We start from the raw sequence: 18,664 nt of genomic DNA on the forward strand, positions 1-18,664 counted from the left end.
GTAGTAGGCGCTAATGGGCCTCTCCCCCAAGCCCGATGCTGATAAACACAAGAGGACAAAAGGCTCCCCTTCGATGACTCAGACTGTTCTGATTGCCGACGACCACCCGCTGTTCCGGCAAGCGCTCATTCTGGCTGTGGGGCGGGTGATGCCTTTGGCGCGGATTGTGGAGGCAGGCACCTTGACCGCCGCAGCGCGGGCGGCAGCGGATGCGGGCGATCTGGCGCTGATCATCCTTGATCTCAAAATGCCCGGCGCCTTGGGCTATTCGGGCATTGCCCTGCTGCACGCCGAAAAGCCCGATGTACCCATTCTGGTGATCTCCAGCGCGGAAGGCGCGGGCGTGGAGCAAGAGGCGCGGGCCTTTGGCGCCATCGGATTCCTGTCGAAAGACGCCGATCTGGGCGCCATCGAGGCCGCCATTGCCCAAGTCGTCGGCGCGCCCCTCGCCCCCGCCACCCCCTCGCCGATCCAGCAAGATCAGGCCGAGATGGACAAGATCCGCCGCGAGGTAGCGGGCCTTACCCCCACCCAGCTCAAAGTCCTGCTGGCGGTATTGGACGGGCAGCTCAACAAACAGATCGCGCATAATCTGGGCATCGCCGAGGCCACAGTCAAAGCGCATATGACCGCCATCATGCGCAAGCTGGACGTGCGCAACCGCACGCAGGCGGCGCTGGTCGCGCGCTCGCTGGGCCTAGACCTGCAACACTGAAATCTGCGCCAGAAAACCCTCTATCCCCTCCACCGAGGCAGGTTTGGCCTGCATGGTTACGCCCATATGTTCGGCGCGGGCGCGAATGTCGGGGCTGGTTTCGGCGGTGATCAACAAAGCAGGCAGGTCGGGCTGGGCGATGCGAAGGCTGGCCACCACATCCAACCCATCTTCCTCCGGCGTGTCCAATCGAAAATCTGCCAAAACCGCATCCATCGATAGCCTTGCCTGCAACGCCCGCGCTGTATCTCCATCCAAAGCGCCATGCGGGCGATGGCCCAAGGCCTTTAACAAAGCCACGCTGGCCTCCACCGTGCGCGGGTCATTGTCCAGCACCAGCACATCCAGCGCCATCTGTGCCACCTGCGCGATCGGTGTGACGGCCTTGCTGGCCTCGGGCTTAGGCAAAGCCTCTCCCATCGGCAGATAGAGGCTGAACCGGCTGCCCCGTCCGGGCGTCGATGCCAGTTCGATCCGCGCCCCCAGCAAGCGCGCAATCCGCCGCGACAGGGCCAGCCCCAGCCCCAGACCTTCGGCCTCCACCTCGCCCAGACGGGTGAATTCGGCAAAGATCGCCTCCTGCTTGTCCGCCGGAATGCCCACGCCTGTGTCCAACACATCCAGCCGCAGCCATGGCTCGCCCGCCAAGACCCGCCGACGCAGCCCCACCAGCACCCCGCCCTCCACCGTATAGCGCAAGGCGTTGGCGATGAAATTCTGCAACAGCGACCGCAACAGGCCGGCATCCGTGCGGACGACCAAATCAGGGACCGGAGCCAGCCTCAGCGTCAGCCCCTTGCCCTCTGCCTGCGGTCGGAACCCTTCCACCAGATCAGCCAGAAAGGGCGCCAGAGCCAAAGGTTCCGGCCGCGCCTGCACCCCGCCCGCGTCCAGCTTGGAAATGTCGAGCAAGGCGCGCAGCAAGTCTTCCGCCGCCACAATCGCATTATCCACCTGCCGCACCAAAGGCACTGAACGCTCGCTAGCCTCGCGCGAGAGGGCCGCGGTGAACAGGCGCGCGGCATGCAAGGGCTGCAACAGATCATGGCTGGCCGCCGCCAGAAAGCGCGTCTTGTCCCGATCCGCCGCCGCCAACTGGCGATTGGCTTCCGACAAGGCCCGCGTACGCTCGGCCACGCGTTGCTCCAATCCGGCCAAGGTGCGTTTCAACTCGGCGCGGATGCTGGCTTCCTCGGTCATGTCGATAAAGCTGGTGACATAGCCGCCGCCGGGCATCGGCCCGCCCACCATCTTGATCACTTGACCATCGGGCCGGTGGCGTTCAAACACATATTCCTGCGCCCGGCGCAAATGGGCCAGCCTTTTGGCCACGTGATGCTCGATATCCTCCGCGTCCGCGCAAGGCCCGAAATCGCCCCTCCGCGCATTATGGCGGATCAGATCGGCCACGGGCGCGCCGACATAGAGCATGCCTGCAGGGTAATCGAACAATTGCTCGTAACGCGAATTCCACGCCACCAGATTGAGTTCGCCATCCACCACGCTGATGCCCGCCTCGATATTTTCAAACGTGGCGGCCAGCAATTGGCGGGAAAAACTCAGCGATTGCCCGCGTTCATCCAGCAGGCGGGTAACCGCGGCAAGGCTCATCCGCCCACCCGCCAACGCGCTGGCCACCAAGGCGCGGGCCGAGCTGGTGCCCACCACGGCGGCAATCAGCTTGCGGGCCTTTTGCGCGCTGCGCCGGTCAATCGGCATGCCGCGCTTGGCTTGGGGAAATTCCAGCTCGGCGCGCTCCCGCCCGATGAAACTGGCCGCCAGATCGCGCAGGTCCGACAGGTCCGACACTTCACGCTGCCAGCCCATCAGCACCGGCAGCGGATTTCCCTGCACCTTGCGCGCGGCCACCATGGCATAGACCGCCAGATTGACGCCTAGGCTCCAGAACGCGCCATGCACCAAGGGCGGCGCATGGCCGATGCCAAACAGGCGCAAGGGATCGAACGGGCCGGACGCCAGCGCCTCGCGCCATGCCATCGGCAGGATCGGCGGCAAAGCCAGCGTGTAAAGCCACAGTAGGAAACCAGCGAATAGGCTGGCCCTCGCCGCCGCCGCATCGCGTTGCCGCCCGCCCATGGCCAGCAACAGATGGGGCGTGAATTGGGCCATGGCGGCAAAGGCCACCAACCCGATTGAGGCCAGACTCTGCCCCGGATCGATCAACAAGGCCCATGCTAAAGCCAGCGCCACCACGCCCAGAATCGAGGCGCGGCGCACCACCAGCATCCGCCGCCCCAATTGGCCCGCCACCGGAGCCTCTGCCGCGCTGGCCCCGCGCAACAGGCTGGGGAAGATCAGGTCGTTGGACACCATCGTGGCCAGCGCCGTGGCATCGGTGATCACCATCGCCGCCGCTGCCGAAATTCCCCCGATCAACGCCCCCGCTGCGATCAGGCGATGGCCGGTCATTAGCGGCAAATCCAGCACATAGAAATCGGGCACCACTTGCCCGCCCAGCACGATCACGCCCGCCAAGGCAATCGGCACCACCAGCAGAACCATCACCGCCAGATAGGCCGCTACACCCCAACGCGCGCGGGGCAGATCATCGCGGCTGCGCGCCTCTACCAAAGCCATATAGAACTGGCGCGGCAGCACCAGCACCGCACAGGCCGAGAGCAAGGCAATCACCAGCGTTTCAAGCGAGAGATGCGCCGGATCAAAACGCGGGGCCAGCATGGCCAGCCCCTTGGCCACTTGCGCCGCGCTGCTATCGGCCAGCAGGCTGATCGCCAAACCGGCGACCAAAGCCAGAGCCAGCAATTTGATCGCCGATTCCAGCCCGATGGCATAGACCATGCCCTCCGAGCGCCCCGCCCGTTCAAAACGCCTTGCGCCAAACAGGATGGCGAACAAGGCCAACAGCAGTGCCGCCACACCCATGGTGGGCACAACCAAGGCGCGATCGGTGATAATCGCCAGAGCATTGCCGATAGAGCGCAATTGCAGCGCCATATAGGGCACGCTGCCCGCCAGCGCGATCACCGTGACCAGTCGCGCCACCACCACATCATGGCCAAAACGCGCGGCGATAAAGTCGGATGTCGTGGTCGCCTCCTCCTCGGCCACGGCGGCGGACAGGCGGCGCAAGAAAGCAGGGGCCAGCAGCAGCAAGGCCATGGGTGCCAGATAGATGGGCAGATAATTCCACCCCTCGCGCACCATGGAGCCCACCGCGCCATAGATGGTCCAGCTGGAGCAATAGACGCCCAGCGCCAGCGTATAGGCGACAAAGCGCAGGCGGGGCAGGCGGCGCGAAGCCTTCGCCTCGGCCCAGGCCGCCACAGTGAACAAAACGCCGATCCACGCCAGCGCGAAAAGCGCCGCCAATCCCAAACCCATCTGGCCTATCCTATCCCCCTGCAGCGCAGAGTAACGGGCGCAGCAGGGCTGGCAAGCGGGTTAGCAGGGTCAGGCCGCCGAGGCGATCTCCGGATCGAGCGCGTGGGCGATTGCGGCAAGGAACTGGTCGGTGGCGCGTTCCCACGAAAATGTGCCGCCAAAGGCTGCGGCTGCCCGCCGGTCCAGCCCCAGCGCCCCGCTGACCGCTTGGGCCAGATCATCGGAAAGGCATGCTACGGGCGTTTCGCTAAGCCGCCCCTCCCCACGCCCGTCCGCGCCCAGAATATCCAGCGGCCCCGCCACCGGATAGGCCGCCACCGGCACGCCGCAGGCCAGAGCCTCGATAATTACCAGTCCGAAAGTGTCGGTCGTGCTGGGGAAGACAAAGCAATCCGCCGCGCGATAGGCGCTGGCCAACGCCCCCCCCGATTTCGCGCCCAGAAAATGGACATCGGGATAGCGCCGCCGCATCTCGGCCAGCGCAGGCCCATCGCCCACCACCACCTTGCTGCCGACGGTAGAAAGCTCGCAAAAGGCTTCCATATTCTTTTCCGGTGCCACACGGCCCACATTGAGCAGGATCGGGCGCGGCAGATCGGCCATCTCGGGCAGCATCGGCCCATCGGGCGTGAATTGCGCATGGTCGATCCCGCGGCTCCAGCGGCGGGTCTGCGGCAGGCCACGTTCGGTCAATTCCGCGTCAAGGCTGGGCGTGGCCACCATCACCGCGCGCGACGCCCCATGGAAACGCTGCATCACCGGCCAGAACAATTCCACCGACAGTCCGGTGCGGACCGACAGATATTCGGGAAAGCGGGTATGAAACGCGGTGGTAAAGGGGATTTTCTGCGCCATACACCAGCCCCGCGCCGACCAACCAATCGGCCCTTCGGTGGCAATATGCACGATGTCGGGACGGAACTCGCCCAGAATACGGCGAGCGGTAAAGCGCGGTGCCATGGCCAGCCTGATCTGGGGATAGAGCGGCATGGGCATGGTCAGGAACCGATCGGGCGTGATCAATTCCACCTCATGCCCGCGCGCCTGCAGATGTTCGACCGTGGCGGCCAAAGTGCGGACCACACCATTGACCTGCGGAAACCACGCATCCGATGCCAAAGCGATACGCAAGGGGGCGCTCATGCCGGTAACGCCTCGCTGGCGCTTTCATCCTGCTGGCGGTTGCGCGACTTGCCCTGCGTCTCGCCATAAAGGCGCATTTCCTGCGCCCAGTCGAGAATGGCCATCTGGCCCTTGAAATCCTCGGTCAAGGCGGTGCAGCTTTCCACCCAATCACCGTCATTATAATAGGTTACCGCACCAAACTGGCGGATTTCGGCCGAATGAATATGGCCGCAAACCACGCCATCCACCTTGCGCTCCAAGGCGGCATGGGCCACCGCATCCTCGTAACGGCCGATAAATTGCACCGCATTCTTCACCCGCTTTTTCAAATAGGCCGACAGCGACCAATAAGGCAGGTGGAACTGGCGCCGCACCGCGTTGAACGCGATGTTGAGCTGCATCATCAACTCGTAAGCCTTGTCGCCCAGAAAGGCGAGCCAGCGATGATACAACACAATGGCATCGAAGGCATCGCCATGCACCACCAGCAAGCGCCGTCCGTCGGCGGTATGGTGGATCGCCTCCAGCAACAATTCCACCCCGCCAAAGGTCAGCCCCGCATAGGGGCGCAGCATCTCGTCATGGTTGCCGCAAATGAACACCACCCGCGTACCCCGATGCGCCATTTTCAGGATGCGGCGGATCACCTCATTATGTTCATCGGGCCAATACCAGCCCTTTTTCAGCCGCCAGCCATCGATGATGTCGCCCACTAGATAGAGCGTTTCGGTCTCGATGGAACGCAGGAAAGACACCAGCATCGCCGCATTGCAGCCGCGTGTGCCAAGGTGGATGTCCGAAATCCACACCGTACGGAATTGGCGCTTGGGGCGCAGGCCCTTGGCGTCAAACGGCTCTGGTTGATCCAGCCAGGCGGCAATGCCGCCCCGCTCGCCCTTGGGTGAGGCGGCCGAAAACTGGGCAAAGGCGGAAAGCGTTTCCGCCGGACCGGCGCTGTTCATCATCGGCGAAACCCCCGTCAATCTTCGGGTTCCGCGCATAGGCGAGTCGCATTGCACGGCCATGACCGCGCCAAGTCAATTCCGTGACAGGGTCGAAGTGCTAGCCCACAAACACCGGTTTCTGCGGCGCCAAATCCAGCCATTCGCCCAACAGGCGCATGTCTTTGGTGGTCACATCGGTGCATAGATCGCGCAGGTTTTCCGGCAGGCTCAGCACCAGTTCCCGCCCCTCGACACTCAGGCGCGAAGGTTCCAGCACGTCAGTCACGCCGCCCGAAAAACGCCGCGCCAGTCGAGTAGCCAAGCCCCAACCCGCCGCCACGCGCAAATCTGCCGCAGGGGTCAGACGCAACAGTTCCGCCGGCGGCTCCATCTTGCCACTATTGGCCAGCACCGCCATCGCCAACATGCCCCGCCCGCGCTTGTCCAGCCCGATCCAGCGCTTGCGCAAGGCCCATTGCACCGCCTGTTCGGCGCGCAAATTAGGTTCGCTGCGCAAGGAGGCCAGCCCCAGCATGGTGGCAGCAAGGCGCAAGGCATCATCCCGCGCGCCTGTCGCGCCGGCGACAGCACCGGTCCATGCCGCCACTTTGGCCGAAGCGGCGGCAAGCCCCGTCTGTTGCGCATCGACAAAGGCCGAGACACCCGCGATCAGCGGATTTTGCGCCGCCACATCGGCAGGCATCCGCTGGGCCAACAAGCCTTCGCGCAGACCCCAGCCCGAAAAGACAATCCGCGCCGGTTTCAATTCCCGCACCAGCACGCCCAACAGCGCCGCCGCATCGGGCAGGCTGGCCAGACGCGAGGCAGAAACGCCCGAAATCACCGGCATTTCCCCGTCCCGCGCCCGCGCTGCCAGACTGCGCGCTACCTTGGCCGCTTCTTCGGGCGTGACATCAAAGCCATGGGGATCGTCAATCGGCCAATTCTGCTGCACCATGGCAAAACGTGCCAAGGCGCGCAAAGAACCGCCCACCAGATAAAGCACCTGCCCGCTATGGGCCGCCCAATCGGTTTCGGTCAGCATTTTATGGATACGGCGCGTGAATTTCTCCGGCCCGTCGGCCCGCAGCGCGGCCAGACGCAAAGTGCCCAAAGGCAGGCTGACCCCATGAGTCGATTGACCATGGGCGATGTCGATCAGTTCCAGACTGCCCCCGCCCAGATCGGCCACCACACCGGCAGCCCCCGGAAAGGCCGACAGCACGCCTTGTGCGCTGGCTTCAGCCTCCTGTTCGCCCGACAGGAGGCGCGGGGACAGGCCCAAAGCGGCCACTTGGGCGATGAATTCAGGACCGTTGCGCGCATCGCGGGCCGCCGCCGTGGCCACCGTATCCACATCGGTCACGCCGCGCAGTTCCAGCAGCCGCGCAAACCGCGCCAAAGCGGCCAGAGCGGTCGCCATCCCCTTGCCCGACAGCTTGCCACTCTCGGCCACGCCGCGGCCCAGCCTTGCCGTCACCTTCTCGTTGAACAGCACGGCAGGCGCCCGCTGCGGCCCACCGTAAATGACCATACGCACCGTGTTCGAACCGATGTCGATAATGGCCCTTTGCTGCCCGTCATCGGGCAAGGCAGGAGCGGGAGCGGTGTGACGACTGCGAATCATCGGCTGCCCTTAACCGCGACCACGGCGCAAGGCCAGATTGGGCACTTTGCGCCCAGAAGCCAAAGCGCCGCCACGGCCCGATAGCGAACTGTTGGTCATGAAATAGCGATGGGCATTGAAAGGCCGCTCGCCCGGTTCGGCGCGGTCATAGGTGCCATCGGCATTGAGCAGCCAGCTTTGTTCGGTATCAATGAGATTGGCCATCATCACCTGATCCAGCACCTGATCATGCACCGTCTTGTTGCGGATCGGCACCAGAACCTCCACGCGGCGGTCCAGATTGCGGCTCATGCCATCGGCGCTGGAAATGAACACGCGGGCGCGCGGATGGGGCAAGGCCTGCCCGCCGGCAAAGGCCCAGATGCGGCTATGTTCCAGAAAACGCCCGATGATCGATTTGACCTTGATCGTTTCCGACAGGCCCGGCACCCCCGGTTTGAGGCAACAAATGCCGCGCACCACCAAGCGCACTTCGACACCGGCACGGCTCGCTTCATACAACCGGTCGATCAACGCGCTATCGGTCAACGAATTGAGCTTGCCCCAGATTTGGGCAGGCTTGCCCTCGCGCGCATTGGCAATCTCGCGCTCGATACAGCCATAAAGCCGATCCCGCAGCGAGACCGGCGCCACCGCCAGCAAAGCCGTGCGGCGCGGTTCAACATAGCCGGTGATGAAATTGAAAATCTGGTTGGCGTCGCGCCCGATGCCCGCTTCAGCCGTGAAATAGGACAGGTCGGTGTAGATACGCGCCGTAATCGGATGGTAATTGCCGGTGCCGAAGTGGCAATAGGTGCGATAGCCCTCACCCTCGGCGCGCACGACCATGCTGATCTTGGCGTGGGTTTTCCAATCCACAAAGCCATAGATCACCTGCACGCCGGCATTTTCCAGCTGGCTGGCCCAATGGAGGTTCTGTTCCTCGTCGAAACGGGCCTTCAATTCCACCACCGCCGTGACCGACTTGCCCGCCTCGGCGGCCTGACACAAAGCGTTGATGATCGAGGATTGCTTGCCCGCGCGATACAGCGTCTGCTTGATCGCCACCACATCGGGATCGGCGGCGGCCTGACGCAGGAAGTCGATCACCACCTCGAAGCTTTCGTATGGGTGATGGACCACCAGATCCTTTTCGCGGATGGCGGAGAAAATATCGCCATCGTGTTCAAGGATGCGTTCGGGGTAACGCGGGCTGTAGGGTTCAAATTTCAGCTCGGGCCGCTTTTCATCCACAATGGCCGACAGGCCCGCCATGTCGATCGGGCCTGCCGCCTTGATCACGATGGCATGGTCGAGCCGCAATTGTTCACGCAGCAATTGTTCGGCCGCAGGGTCGAAATCGCCCTGCAATTGCAACATGATCACCTGCCCACGGCGGCGGCGCTGGATCGCGGTGCGGAAATAGCGCACCAGATCCTCGGCATCTTCCTCGATTTCGATATCGCTGTCGCGCAAGACGCGGAACACGCCATGGCCTTCGACCTGAAAGCCGGGGAACAGCGCATTGGCGTTGAGCCAGATGAGGTCTGCGATGGCAATATAGCAGGCTTCTTCGCCGGGGATACGGATATAGCGCGGCAGCGCGGCGGGGATCAGCACCATCTCCATGATGGGCGAATTGTCCGCCATGCGGGTCAGGCTCATCAACAGGCCCATGCCGCCATTGGCCACAAAGGGGAAAGGATGCGCCGGATCAATCGCCTGCGGGGTGATCACCGGCAGGATGCGTTCAAGGAAATAATCCTTGAGCCACGCCGTCTGGTCCGAGGACAGGCCGCGCAGGCCCGCTTCGTCCACCACGGTGATGCCTGCACCCGCCAGTTCGGTGCGCAACTCCTGCCACACCTCTTGCTGCATCGCCTCCAGCTTGACCACCCGATCACGGATGGCGGCCAATTGCTGCGGCGGGGAAAGGCCGTCGATGGACACTTCGGCGATCTGGCGGCGCACTTGTCCGGCCAGACCGGCCACGCGCACCATCAGGAACTCGTCCAGATTGTTACCGGAAATGGACAGGAAACGCAGGCGTTCGAGCAGGGGATAATGCTCGTTGCGCGCCTCGTTCAACACGCGCTGGTTAAAGGCCAGCCAGGATTTCTCGCGGTTGAAGAAACGGTTGGGCATCTGGTCCAACGGGGTCAGAACCGGTTCAACCCCAGCCTGTGTTTCGGGCGCCGGAAAATTGGAAGCTTGGGCGGCAATATCGGCAGCTTGCATGATCGTCCTTAGCTGTCCCTGTTGGCCTGTGTGGCCGCATAATCGGGGTGGGCCAGCTTCCCTCTCGTCATCCTGTTACACAATCATGACAAGGAAAGCTTTACCCACCCCCTGATGTTAACCCCGTCCGCGATAGGAGGCCACCCCTTGATCGGGCACCCACAGACCGGCGGGCGGCGCATCCGATTGCCAGAACACATCGATGGGAATGCCGCCGCGCGGATACCAGTAACCGCCAATGCGCAACCATTGCGGACGCATTTCCTCAAACAGGCGCTGGCCGATACCCACGGTCACATCCTCGTGGAAACCGGCATGGTTGCGGAAGGAGCCCAGAAACAGCTTCAGCGACTTGGATTCCACGATGGTTTCGCCCGGTGCATAGTCGATCACCAGATGCGCGAAATCGGGCTGGCCGGTGACTGGGCACAGCGAGGTGAATTCCGGCGCGGCAAAACGTACCAGAAACAGGCTACCCTTGCGCGGATTGGGCACGTAATCGAGCACTGCCTCTTCGGGCGAGGCGGGCAGGCCGGTGTTTTGACCCAGAAATTTGGGCATCAAAGGGGCGGCGGAGGGGGAGTTTTGGGAAGAATCGCTCATGAAGCCACACTTGCCGATAAAGAAGCCAGAGAACAAGCTGTCGAATAAGTGCAACTCACAGCTTGGATCATGGCCCTGCGTGGTTTATGCTTATGAAATTGCGTAGGCCCCATGCCATGGCAAGCCATGACAAAGGCAGGATGACAAGAACAAGAGATCTGGACCCCATTCCGGCCCGGCGACCTGCCGCAGGGCAGCCACAGGGCTGGGCACGCAAGGCGTGTTCGGGGCCTTGGGGCCTTTTTGCGCTGCCTGTTTTGGCGCTGCCTGTTCTGGTGCTGGTCGCCGCACCTGCGCCTCTGGCGGCGCAATCGTTTGACCTGTTGGGCGGGACTACGCCTGCCGCCACCTCTTCCAGCGCCAAACCTACCGAGAAGAAGGCCGACAAACCGGCCAGCACCAAAACTGTAGCCAAGGCCAGCGCCACCCCTGCGCCCAGCGATTCACCTGCACCCAGCGCAGTGGCCACCATGGCACCAACGCCAACGGCAGCGCCAACAGGGACACCGCCTGCCCCGCTGACATCCCCTCCAGCGGATGACCCCCTGGTGGTTCCGCCGGAAGCCACCAGTCAGGATAGCGCGGCAGAACTGGGGCAGGAAAGCTGGTGGCCGCTGGAACTGGCGGCAGGCTTGACCGCGGCGCTGTTGTTGGGCGCGGCGGCGATCCGCCTGCAATTGCACACCCGCCTGTCCCAATGGCATGAGGAATGGCAAGATCGGCGTGAAGCCAAGCAACAGGCCCGCCGCGAAGCCAAAAGCAAAGCAGCCGAGGCCAAGAGCCAAGCCGCCGCCGAAAAGCAGGAAGCCGCCGCGCGTTACCGCTCTTTGCGCAAACCGGTCGCCCCCGCCGAAATCCAGCCTGCCCCCCTGCCCGTGCTGGCCGAGGAAGATGCGCCGGACGCAAGACTGGCCGCCCTGCGCGAGCAATTCCTTGCCGCCCGCGATCTGGGGCAGTCTCCGGAAACTGCGCCCGCCAGCCCATCGGGCCTGGTGGACATCACCATCGACGATAGCGCGACAGACCTCTCGCCCACAGCTGAGGCAAACGAGGATTGGGCCGAAGAGAACATCGAGGATGAGTCCGTCGAATCGGAAATCACGGAGGAAGCCCCCGCCGCCTTCCGCCCATCCCCCCTGTTTGCCAGCCTGACCGAAGCCCCCATCCCCGCCCCACCGCCACCCGTTGCCGATGTGGAGCCATGGACCGAAAGCGAATCGACGGCCGCGATCCCCGACCTGCCCAAGCGGGCGCTGATGGTCGCCTTGGTGCCGACTCGTTTCACCACCTCGCTGACGCAGGCGGCGCTGCGTTACAAATTGACGCTGCATAACCGCGCCAAGGAACCTTTGGGCCCGATTATGCTGTTGGCCGCGCTGGCCGATCCGGATGGCGATGCCGTGGGGCCGGAGGATGTGCATAGCCACGCCATGTTGCGCGCGGGCGGAAAAGTGGAATTTTCCGGCGAATTAAAGCTGCCCTTGGCCGAGGTCAGTCCGATTGTGCTGGGCGGGGCCGAATTGTTCGTGCCCATGGTGCAAGTGGCGATCGAGGCTTCACGCAGCGGCGCGCTGGCGCAATTTGCCCCCTATCGCACCGAGGCAGGCTTTCTGGTCGGCAAGGCGCAGGATGACGGGGAAGGAAAAACATTAGCTCCAATCCGGCTCGATGCGGGGCTTGTTAACCTTGACGATCTGGCCCAGCGCGCCATGACTTTGGAAAAACCCCAGAAACATCAGACCAAAGTCTGAAAACCGTTACATCTTTGCAACGCAACACGTCCTTTCTCCTGCGGGCAGACGCGTAGGCGCTGTTTTCCAAAGATAGCCCATTGCCGTGGCATCGTTTGACGCTTAGGTCTTTCGCTTTCGCAGCGAAGGAGGAGCGCGCGCGAATGGACAGCCTTGTCACCACACAATGGCTGGCGGACGATAGTGTAGCCTGTGATATACGCATCGTAGACGCCAGCAGCCATCTGCCCGATGCGGGTCGCAACGCAAGGGACGAATATGAAACCGCCCATATCCCGGGTGCGGTGTTCATGGATCTGGCAGGTCTTGCCGACCCTGCCGCGCCGGTAGAGAACACTCTGCCCGCGCCGGAGAAATTCGCCAGCCGCATGCAGACGCTGGGCCTTGGCGATGGCAGCCGCATCGTGGTCTATGACGATTCCGCGATCCATAGCAGCGCGCGGGCATGGTTCATGCTCAAGCTGTTTGGCGCGCAGAATGTGGCCATTCTGGACGGCGGGCTTGGCAAATGGGCGCTGGAGCAGCGCGGGGTGGAATCGGGCGTCAAAACCTTGCGCACCCGCCATTACACCGCGTGGCAGGCCAGCGAGCGCCTGCGCGACAAGGCCCAGGTGCTGGCCAATATAACTAGCCGCGCCGAACAGGTGGTGGATGCGCGCGGCGCGGCCCGCTTTGCCGGCACAGCCCCTGAACCGCGCGCTGGCATGGCGGCGGGCCACATTCCCGGCGCTCTCAATGTGCCCTATACCGCGCTGTACCAGCCCGATGGCACATTCAAGGACAAAGCCGCGATCAGCGCCGTGTTTGAAGACGCTGGCGTCGATCTGTCCCGCCCGATCATCACCTCTTGCGGAAGCGGGATCACCGCCTGCGTGCTGATCTTTGCCTTGCATTTGATCGGCAAGGATGATGTGGCGCTCTATGATGGCAGCTGGGCCGAATGGGGTGCAGACCCTGCCCTGCCCAAGGAAACCGGCCCCGCGCAACCCAACCGCGCAACAGCCTGAGCATCAACGCTTAAAGGAAGTGATTTGTCCGCCCAAGATCTTGAGTCGCTGAACACGGATACGAAACTGGTGCTGGCGGGCCGCCGTCCGGAATGGACCGGCATCGAAGGCCATCCTTCAGGCGTGGTCAGCCCCGCCGTCTGGCGGGCCAGCACCCATCTCTATCCCGATATGGCGGCGCTGCGGGCAGGCCATGCCTTTAACGAGGACGGGCGGTTCTACTATGGCCGCCGCGGCGCCCCCACCCAATGGGCATTGAGCGAGGCGCTGACCCAGTTGGAGCCGGAAGCAGCTGGCACGGTGCTATACCCCAGCGGCGTGGCAGCGATTGCGGGCGTGTTGCTGGCGGTGCTGAAACCCGGCGATGTGTTGTTGATGACCGACAATGCCTATGAACCGAGCCGCAATTTGGCTCGCGGCATATTGGCGGATATCGGTGTGGAGACGCGCTGGTTCGACCCTTGCGATCTGGCCAGCTTCAAGGCGGCGCTCTGCCCCAAGGCGCGTGCAGTCCTGCTCGAATCGCCGGGCAGCCTGACGATGGAAGTCTGCGATGTGCCAGCCCTTGCCGCGATGGCGCGTGAGCATGGTATGGTCTCGATCCTCGACAACACTTGGGCTGGCCCCACCGGCTTTGCGGCTTTGCGCCATGGGGTGGATATCACCCTGCTGGCGCTGACCAAACATGCGGGCGGGCATAGCGATGTGATGATGGGCAGCGCGGCGGCGGGACCGGAATGGTTCGACCGCCTGCGCCGCCATTCGCAAATGCTGGGCACGGTGGTCAGCCCCGATGATGCGGCGCTGGTGCTGCGCGGCCTGCGCACGATGGGTCTGCGTCTGGAACGCAGCGCGGCCACCGGCTTGCGCATCGCCCAATGGCTGGAACAGCGCGCCGATGTGGCCAAGGTCCTGTGCCCGATGCTGGCCGGATCGCCGGGGCATGAGCTATGGCAACGCGATTTCACCGGCGGCTGCGGCCTGTTCAGCTTTGTGTTCAAGGGCGGCACTGGCGCGGCGCGCGATGCTTTCATCGATGCGCTGCAACTGTTTGGCATAGGCTATAGCTGGGGCGGGTTTGAAAGTCTGGCCACGCCGCTCGACCCTGCCCGCGTCCGCACGGCCAGCGCATGGCCGTTCGCGGGAATGGACAGCGCAGATGTGTTTGGCGTGCGTCTAGCCATTGGCCTGGAGGATGCGGGCGACCTGATCGCGGATCTGGAACAGGCTTTCACCATCTGGGCGCAAGCTGCCGTTTAAACGCGAAGTTTCCGCGCCAAAACTTTCCCTTGCCCCACCCCAAGCCATTCTGCCTTCCCCTTGGCCGCCGCTTTGGCCAAGGGAGGCAGCATGAGCGACAAATCCCCCACAAAGGCCTACGGTAAAGTATGGCTGGTTGGCGCAGGTCCGGGCGACCCCGATCTGTTGACCCTGCGCGCGGCACGCCTGCTGATGGTGGCCAAGGTGGTGGTGCATGATGGTCTGGTCGATCCGCGCATTCTAGCCATGGCGCCAGCCGCCGCACGCTTCATCTGCGTGGCCAAGCGCCGCAGCCGCCATTCCATGCCGCAGGACGAGATCAACGCCCTGCTGGTGCGCGAGGCGCAGGCGGGCCATGATGTGCTGCGCCTGAAGGGTGGCGATCCTTTCATCTTTGGCCGTGGTGGCGAGGAAGCGGAAAGCTGCCTTGCCGCGGGCGTCGAGGTGGAAGTCGTTCCCGGCATTTCCGCCGCGATTGGCGCGGGCGCTGCTGCCCTGCTACCTTTGACCCATCGCGAAAATGCCAGCGTCGTCAGCTTTGTTTCGGGCCAATGCAAGGGTTTGACCGACCAGAACTGGGCAGGCCTTGCCGGTGTTGGCCGCACTTTGGTGATCTACATGGGGCTGGCCACAGCCGAGATGATCGCCGACAAGCTGATCGCCGATGGTCTTTCCCCCGAAACGCCGCTGGCGGTGGTGGAAAATGCCACAAGGCCTGATATGCGCGTCTTGCGCGGGCCATTGGCGGGGCTGACCTCGCTGGTGGAGCGCGAAAAGGTGCAAAGCCCGGCCCTAATCATCATTGGCGCGGTTACCGCCCGCGCCGACATCGCATTGCGCCAGATGGCGCTGGAGGCTCAACAGTGAAGATCATCACAGGCAATGACCTGAAGACCGGTGCGGTCATCTGGTGGACGGGGCAAGGCTGGTCGCTCCATGTGAACGAGGCCGTGGAAGCGGGCGAGGATGGCGCTGCCACTATCGCTGCCGAGGAAGCCGCCCGCCGCGTCAATGGCGCTTATCTGGTGGACGCCACACAGGATGCCGATGGCATTCGCCCCAACCATATCAAGGAGCGCATCCGCGCGCTGGGCCCCACCGTGCGGCTTGACCTCTCGCTTGATCCCTCTGCCACGCCAGCCAAGGTGCTCTGATGTATCTTTACGACCAATATGATCAGGCGATGGTGGATGCCCGCGTCGCCGAATTCCGCGACCAGACCCGCCGCCGCATCGAAGGCACGCTGAGCGAAGAGAAATTCCGCCCCCTGCGCCTGCAGAACGGCCTCTATCTCCAGCTCCACGCCTATATGCTGCGCGTGGCCGTGCCCTATGGCACTTTGTCAGGCGCGCAGATGAAGATGCTGGGCGATATTGCGGACAAGTATGACCGCGGTTACGGCCATTTCACCACCCGCCAGAACATCCAGTATAACTGGATCAAGCTGGAAGACACGCCCGACCTGCTGGCCGATCTGGCCAGTGTGGAAATGCATGCGATCCAGACCTCGGGCAATTGCATCCGCAATATCTCCTCCGACCAATATGCCGGTGCCGCCACCGACGAATTGATCGACCCGCGCCCCTATGCCGAATTGCTGCGCCAGTGGTCGAGCTTCCACCCCGAATTCCTCGCCCTGCCGCGCAAGTTCAAGATTTGCGTGATTGCCTCGGAAACCGACCGCGCCGCGATGCGCCTGCATGATATCGGCATCCGCATTGTGAAGAATGATGCGGGCGAAATCGGCTGCGCTTTCTATGTGGGCGGCGGCATGGGCCGCACCCCGATCATCGCGCCGCTGGTGAAGGAATTTGTGCCGCTCGATCAGCTGATCACCTATTCCGAGGCCTGCCTTCGCGTCTACAACCGCTATGGCCGCCGCGACAACAAGTACAAGGCGCGTATCAAGATCCTCGTTCATGAACTGGGTCTGGAAGAATATCGCCGTCAGGTGGAGGAAGAATTCGCCCATCTGCAAACCTTGGCGATCGAACCGCCCTTGGCCGAGCTGGAGCGGATCAAGACCTATTTCGCCGATCCGGCTTTCGAAACCGGTCTGCCGGACGAGATCGACCTGTCCAACGCCAATTTCGCCAAGTGGGTGAAGGCCAATACCGCGCCGCATAAGGCCGCTGGCTATGCCATCGCCACCATCAGCCTGAAGGCGCTGACCCGTCAGGAAGATGGCAGCGTGAAGGCTGGCATCCCCGGCGATGCCACCGGCGAACAGATCCGCGTAATGGCCGATCTGGCCAAGCGCTACAGCTTTGACGAACTGCGCGTGACCCACACGCAGAACATCGTGCTGCCCCATGTGCGCAAGGCCGACCTGTTTGCCCTGTGGCAGGCTCTGGTCGCAGCCGAACTGGCCACGCCCAATCTGGACGATGTGACCGACATCATCGCCTGCCCCGGTCTGGACTATTGCACTTTGGCCAATGCCCGCTCGATCCCCGTCGCGCAGAAGGTGGCCGAACGCATGGCCCCCAAGGCAGAGGAAATCGGCGAGCTGAAACTGAAGATTTCCGGCTGCATCAATGCTTGCGGCCACCACCATGCCGGCCACATCGGCATTCTGGGTGTCGACCGCAAGGGCGTGGAGAATTACCAGTTGCTGCTGGGTGGTTGCGAAGGCGCCGACACCTCGCTCGCCTCGATCGTCGGCCCCGGCTTCAACGAGGATGGCATTGTGGATGCGGTGGAAAAGGCCACCAATTTCTACCTTGCCCAGCGTCAGGAAGGCGAACGCTTCCTCGACACCTATCGCCGTCTTGGCATGGCACCTTTCAAGGAGGCGATCTATGGCTGATCCCCAGATCCTGCTGCGTGATGGCCCTGCGGCCACTGCCCCCACCGTATCGCTCGACGCCTTTGCCGCCGACACCAACGCCACCGCCGTGGTGATCCAGCCCGGCGAGGACGCCCGCGTCCTGTTGGCCCATCTGGACCGTCTGGCGCTGGTGGAAGTGACCTTCCCCGCCTTTACCGATGGCCGTGGTTTCTCCACCGCGCGCATCCTGCGCGAGGCTGGTTATAAGGGCGAATTGCGCGCCAGCGGCGATATTGGCGTGGACATGCTGACCCATCTGCAGCGCTGCGGCTTTGACGCCATCGCGCCCAAGGATGTGCTGGACGCCGATCAAATCAAGACCGCGCTGGCCACCTGGCCCCAGGTCTATCAGGCGACGGTCGTGGATGGGCGCAAGCCGATCTGGGCCCTGCGGCACGGACAGTAAGTAAAATGAGCCAGCCACGCTATAAAGACGTGATCGACACTTCTGCCCGTTTCACGGCCGAGGATGTCGCCGCACTGAACCAACGCTTTGCCGAGGCCAGCACGCAGGACTTGCTGCTGGCCGTGGCCAAGGAAGGCGTGGCTGGCCGTTTTGCGGTCGTATCCAGCTTTGGCGCGGAAAGCGCGGTGCTGCTGCATCTGGTGGCGCAGATCGCGCCGGAAACGCCGGTGCTGTTTCTGGATACGGGCAAGCATTTCGCCGAAACTCTGGCCTATCGTGATACATTGGTGGCGCAGCTGGGCCTGACGGGGCTGGTGAACCTTACCCCCGATGCGCAAGTTCTGGCCAAGCGCGACGAGGCGGGACTGCGCTGGTCCTATGACCCCGATGGTTGCTGCGAGATCCGCAAGGTGGCGCCTTTGGCCGCCGCCATGCAGGGTTTTGACAGTGCGATCACCGGCCGCAAAGGCTTTCAGGCGGCCACCCGCGCTGGCCTGCCCCGCTTTGAGCTGGACACCAGCGATGCGCTGGGCCGGATCAAGGTCAACCCGCTGATCGATTGGGACGCTGCCGCTCTGGCCGCCTATTTCGCCGAGCATGACCTGCCCGCGCACCCCTTGGTAGCGCAGGGCTATCCTTCCATCGGCTGCTCACCCTGCACCAGCAAGGTGGCCGAAGGCGAAGACCCCCGTTCGGGCCGCTGGCGCGGTTGGGACAAGACCGAATGCGGCATCCACGTGTCCGACGCCAGCAGCGTCAGCAGCGTGATCCCGCCCAAGGGTGATCTACCGCCCGATTACGAGCCGGTGTTTTAAA

At 63.3% G+C, this 18,664-nt stretch carries 15 protein-coding genes; 9 read left to right on the forward strand and 6 right to left on the reverse strand.

The window, feature by feature from the left end; translation table 11 throughout:
• Positions 1-73 precede the first annotated feature (73 nt).
• Positions 74-715 carry a response regulator transcription factor gene (locus tag EOE18_RS00370; RefSeq protein WP_127705087.1) on the forward strand — a complete coding sequence of 214 codons (642 nt, stop codon included), beginning with the start codon at positions 74-76 and terminating at the stop codon, positions 713-715.
• Here the strand turns inward: EOE18_RS00370 and EOE18_RS00375 are convergent.
• The 6 genes from EOE18_RS00375 to queF form a co-directional block, all read right to left on the reverse strand.
• On the reverse strand, positions 698-4,078 hold the full coding sequence (locus tag EOE18_RS00375) for a hybrid sensor histidine kinase/response regulator (RefSeq protein WP_127705089.1): 3,381 nt from the start codon (positions 4,076-4,078) through the stop codon (positions 698-700). The genes EOE18_RS00370 and EOE18_RS00375 overlap by 18 nt on opposite strands.
• Positions 4,079-4,147: 69 nt before the next feature.
• Positions 4,148-5,209, reverse strand: a complete 1,062-nt coding sequence (locus tag EOE18_RS00380) for a glycosyltransferase family 4 protein (protein ID WP_127705785.1) — start codon at positions 5,207-5,209, stop codon at positions 4,148-4,150.
• A gap of 8 nt (positions 5,210-5,217) precedes the next feature.
• Positions 5,218-6,168 (reverse strand): UDP-2,3-diacylglucosamine diphosphatase, encoded by a 951-nt coding sequence (locus EOE18_RS00385; protein ID WP_246027178.1) that lies wholly within the window; start codon positions 6,166-6,168, stop codon positions 5,218-5,220.
• Between the two features lie 97 nt (positions 6,169-6,265).
• The gene (locus EOE18_RS00390) at positions 6,266-7,774 is read right to left on the reverse strand and encodes a Ppx/GppA family phosphatase (protein ID WP_127705091.1); all 1,509 of its coding nucleotides are present in this window, start codon (positions 7,772-7,774) and stop codon (positions 6,266-6,268) included.
• 9 nt (positions 7,775-7,783) lie between these two features.
• Entirely contained in the window at positions 7,784-9,991 is a 2,208-nt protein-coding gene (locus tag EOE18_RS00395) for an RNA degradosome polyphosphate kinase (RefSeq protein ID WP_127705093.1), read from the reverse strand.
• Between the two features lie 117 nt (positions 9,992-10,108).
• Entirely contained in the window at positions 10,109-10,594 is a 486-nt protein-coding gene (gene queF / locus EOE18_RS00400; RefSeq protein WP_127705095.1) for a preQ(1) synthase, read from the reverse strand.
• A gap of 140 nt (positions 10,595-10,734) precedes the next feature.
• Here queF and EOE18_RS00405 point away from each other — a divergent pair, with 140 nt between their 5' ends.
• The 8 genes from EOE18_RS00405 (at position 10,735) to EOE18_RS00440 (ending at position 18,663) form a co-directional block, all read left to right on the forward strand.
• Positions 10,735-12,345, forward strand: coding sequence for a hypothetical protein (locus EOE18_RS00405; RefSeq protein ID WP_127705097.1), 1,611 nt, complete (start codon positions 10,735-10,737; stop codon positions 12,343-12,345).
• A gap of 143 nt (positions 12,346-12,488) precedes the next feature.
• Positions 12,489-13,352: a 3-mercaptopyruvate sulfurtransferase gene (gene sseA, locus EOE18_RS00410; protein ID WP_127705098.1), complete on the forward strand. Its 864-nt coding sequence runs from the start codon at positions 12,489-12,491 to the stop codon at positions 13,350-13,352.
• A gap of 24 nt (positions 13,353-13,376) precedes the next feature.
• On the forward strand, positions 13,377-14,612 hold the full coding sequence (gene metC / locus EOE18_RS00415; protein WP_246027179.1) for a cystathionine beta-lyase: 1,236 nt from the start codon (positions 13,377-13,379) through the stop codon (positions 14,610-14,612).
• A gap of 90 nt (positions 14,613-14,702) precedes the next feature.
• Entirely contained in the window at positions 14,703-15,479 is a 777-nt protein-coding gene (gene cobA, locus EOE18_RS00420; protein ID WP_127705100.1) for a uroporphyrinogen-III C-methyltransferase, read from the forward strand.
• Positions 15,476-15,766, forward strand: coding sequence for a DUF2849 domain-containing protein (locus EOE18_RS00425; protein ID WP_127705102.1), 291 nt, complete (start codon positions 15,476-15,478; stop codon positions 15,764-15,766). Before cobA ends, EOE18_RS00425 begins: the two co-directional genes overlap by 4 nt.
• Positions 15,766-17,421, forward strand: a complete 1,656-nt coding sequence (locus EOE18_RS00430) for a nitrite/sulfite reductase (RefSeq protein WP_127705104.1) — start codon at positions 15,766-15,768, stop codon at positions 17,419-17,421. The genes EOE18_RS00425 and EOE18_RS00430 overlap by 1 nt, the downstream gene beginning before the upstream one ends.
• The gene (locus tag EOE18_RS00435) at positions 17,414-17,848 is read left to right on the forward strand and encodes a DUF934 domain-containing protein (RefSeq protein WP_127705106.1); all 435 of its coding nucleotides are present in this window, start codon (positions 17,414-17,416) and stop codon (positions 17,846-17,848) included. Before EOE18_RS00430 ends, EOE18_RS00435 begins: the two co-directional genes overlap by 8 nt.
• A gap of 5 nt (positions 17,849-17,853) precedes the next feature.
• Positions 17,854-18,663 carry a phosphoadenylyl-sulfate reductase gene (locus EOE18_RS00440; RefSeq protein WP_127705108.1) on the forward strand — a complete coding sequence of 270 codons (810 nt, stop codon included), beginning with the start codon at positions 17,854-17,856 and terminating at the stop codon, positions 18,661-18,663.
• Position 18,664: the final 1 nt, after the last annotated feature.

Origin of the sequence: Novosphingobium umbonatum (assembly GCF_004005905.1) — a bacterium.
GTDB classification, from domain to species: domain Bacteria; phylum Pseudomonadota; class Alphaproteobacteria; order Sphingomonadales; family Sphingomonadaceae; genus Novosphingobium; species Novosphingobium umbonatum.

Bases quoted from the DNA above. Each gene is read 5' to 3' on its own strand.
- EOE18_RS00370 (WP_127705087.1), top strand. From the start codon at position 74: ATGACTCAGACTGTTCTGATTGCCGACGACCACCCGCTGTTCCGGCAA.
- EOE18_RS00375 (WP_127705089.1), bottom strand. From the start codon at position 4,078: ATGGGTTTGGGATTGGCGGCGCTTTTCGCGCTGGCGTGGATCGGCGTT.
- EOE18_RS00385 (WP_246027178.1), bottom strand. From the start codon at position 6,168: ATGATGAACAGCGCCGGTCCGGCGGAAACGCTTTCCGCCTTTGCCCAG.
- EOE18_RS00390 (WP_127705091.1), bottom strand. From the start codon at position 7,774: ATGATTCGCAGTCGTCACACCGCTCCCGCTCCTGCCTTGCCCGATGAC.
- EOE18_RS00395 (WP_127705093.1), bottom strand. From the start codon at position 9,991: ATGCAAGCTGCCGATATTGCCGCCCAAGCTTCCAATTTTCCGGCGCCC.
- queF (WP_127705095.1), bottom strand. From the start codon at position 10,594: ATGAGCGATTCTTCCCAAAACTCCCCCTCCGCCGCCCCTTTGATGCCC.
- EOE18_RS00405 (WP_127705097.1), top strand. From the start codon at position 10,735: ATGACAAGAACAAGAGATCTGGACCCCATTCCGGCCCGGCGACCTGCC.
- sseA (WP_127705098.1), top strand. From the start codon at position 12,489: ATGGACAGCCTTGTCACCACACAATGGCTGGCGGACGATAGTGTAGCC.
- cobA (WP_127705100.1), top strand. From the start codon at position 14,703: ATGAGCGACAAATCCCCCACAAAGGCCTACGGTAAAGTATGGCTGGTT.
- EOE18_RS00430 (WP_127705104.1), top strand. From the start codon at position 15,766: ATGTATCTTTACGACCAATATGATCAGGCGATGGTGGATGCCCGCGTC.
- EOE18_RS00435 (WP_127705106.1), top strand. From the start codon at position 17,414: ATGGCTGATCCCCAGATCCTGCTGCGTGATGGCCCTGCGGCCACTGCC.
- EOE18_RS00440 (WP_127705108.1), top strand. From the start codon at position 17,854: ATGAGCCAGCCACGCTATAAAGACGTGATCGACACTTCTGCCCGTTTC.